This is a genomic window from Devosia oryzisoli, assembly GCF_014837245.1.
Taxonomy (GTDB): domain Bacteria; phylum Pseudomonadota; class Alphaproteobacteria; order Rhizobiales; family Devosiaceae; genus Devosia; species Devosia oryzisoli.
In genome coordinates this window covers 1-1,824 of the sequence record NZ_JACYFU010000011.1, presented here as the reverse complement: position 1 = coordinate 1,824, position 1,824 = coordinate 1, and the positions used below count along the sequence as shown (strand labels likewise).

Sequence of the window (1,824 nt, the reverse complement as noted above, 5' to 3'; positions counted from 1 at the left end):
CATTGCACCGTGGAAAGCACCAAGACAGCCCGCGCCTTTTACGAAGCTGCGGGGTACACCCCAACTGGGCACGGCGATAGATTGATCAAACACCTGACCACTTAATGGCTGCCTCCAGGTCTGGGGGCCGCGGGACGATTCCGCGCCGCAGCCGCTGGTCAGCCATCGACCCCATTCCGGCGACTTGTGTGATTGTCTGAACGCCCTGGCAGGAGTCGGTCATTTTACCCTCGCTGCAACGCTGCCGAATGACAGTTAATGGCAAGCCATCAAGGCCTTAGCGGCTTGGCGAGCGAGACCTTTTCCAGCGTTGCGTCGAGTATAGGATCGTGGTCGATACCCCGCCAAATCTCCTGGTAACCCAGATGTAGATAAAGGCCGAGCGCCCGTTTGTTATCGGCCGATACGCTAATTGTAGATTCAGCGAAGCCTCGCGCTCTGAACTGCTTTTCAAGGGCAGCAATGAGGGCAGAACCCACGCCCTTTCCTTCATGTTCTGGGGCAACCCAGATGTCGCTGATATGATTGTCGCCACTTTCAGAAGCCCCCAACCCCGCCAAGGCACCGTCGACATCCGCTACCAAAACGTTTTCGCCCTGCTCCTCTAGGAACGGAATGAACGGGTTGTCTTTCTCAACACGTGAGACAACCTCTGCAGTAACGAGTGGTTGGATCCCCTTGCGCCAAGACGCTAGACCCACGCAGGCGAGTGCATGAAGTTCTTCTGATTTCGCAGGTCGCACTATTAGCACCCGACCCCCTCCCGCCCAGCTTACATGCAGCAGCGTTCTCAAATTCGCACGACCGGTCAAGTCCTCAGTGGGAGCACCGCAAATGCACCGTCCTGCCTGAAAGCGAAACCTCTCAAACCCAAACCAAATCCGTCAATCAGATGCATATTTCGTCATCAGCCCCTCGCCACCGTGGTCAACGAGATCTAGCTTGATCATCATCAGTATGGCGCACTCGCTCAGTAAAATGTCCCGCTCATCGTCTAAGTCCATACGGAACCGATCAGATACCCGAGAGTAAAGGTGCTTGAGGTTTTCGGTTACGAGATACCGCGGGAGCATCCGATCACGCGTAGCGATCAGTTCGTCGGCGTCAGGTACAATCGCCATCTTCTGCCTCGTCACTGGAAGCTCTGATTTCACTCCAACGTTCGGGCGGGAGCAAGGCTCCGATTAGGCCGCTTCTCGGTGCAGCACACAAAAGCCGCCACCCCCACCCAGACGGTCGGAACGATCCCGTTTCGGCCCTACATGCTCGGCTGTCGAGTCGCCGATAGCGGACGGCCGCAAGGCCACGCGCTGTTGACAATTTTCAACGGCGGCGTAGCCTCGCTGGTGGCATGTGCAGCCAGCCGCTCGCGCCCATCCGGGAAGGGTGAATGCACCTAGTTTTGGTTTGACCCGCAACTCCTGGGCAGGCCGTCAGCAATGCGAGCACTGATCTTTTCTACTGCCCGAGAGAAGGATCGAACCCATGCATAGCTTCATGGATGCTAAACTCATGGCCAAGCTGCTGCGGCAGGCTCTCGCCGAAAGAAGCATTGAAATCACCCACAGTGATAGCCTCGAACTGGTCTCCCGCCAGTTCGGCATGGCCAATTGGAACATGCTTAGTGCCAGGATTGATCGAGCAAGCACGCCCGAGGGGACTCTACCCGACGGCTGGTTCAAGGCTGGCAAGAGCCCGCATCTCTACGATACGCGCGTCGATCATGAGAACGGTTCAACTGTTGTGATCGCAGCCAGGCCCGAAATGCTGCACGACGTCCGAGGCGACGACTTCTGCACGGTCATGCAAAGCGTGGACGCCGAA

At 57.2% G+C, this 1,824-nt stretch carries 2 protein-coding genes; one reads left to right on the top strand and one right to left on the bottom strand.

Annotation, left to right across the window (positions count from 1 at the left end):
- Positions 1–269: 269 nt before the first annotated feature.
- Positions 270–743, bottom strand: a complete 474-nt coding sequence (locus tag IC608_RS17915) for a GNAT family N-acetyltransferase (RefSeq protein ID WP_345890928.1) — start codon at positions 741–743, stop codon at positions 270–272.
- Between the two features lie 742 nt (positions 744–1,485).
- Here IC608_RS17915 and IC608_RS17910 point away from each other — a divergent pair.
- Positions 1,486–1,824 (top strand): glyoxalase superfamily protein (locus tag IC608_RS17910; protein WP_248306498.1); only part of this gene is annotated, 339 nt, incomplete at its 3' end.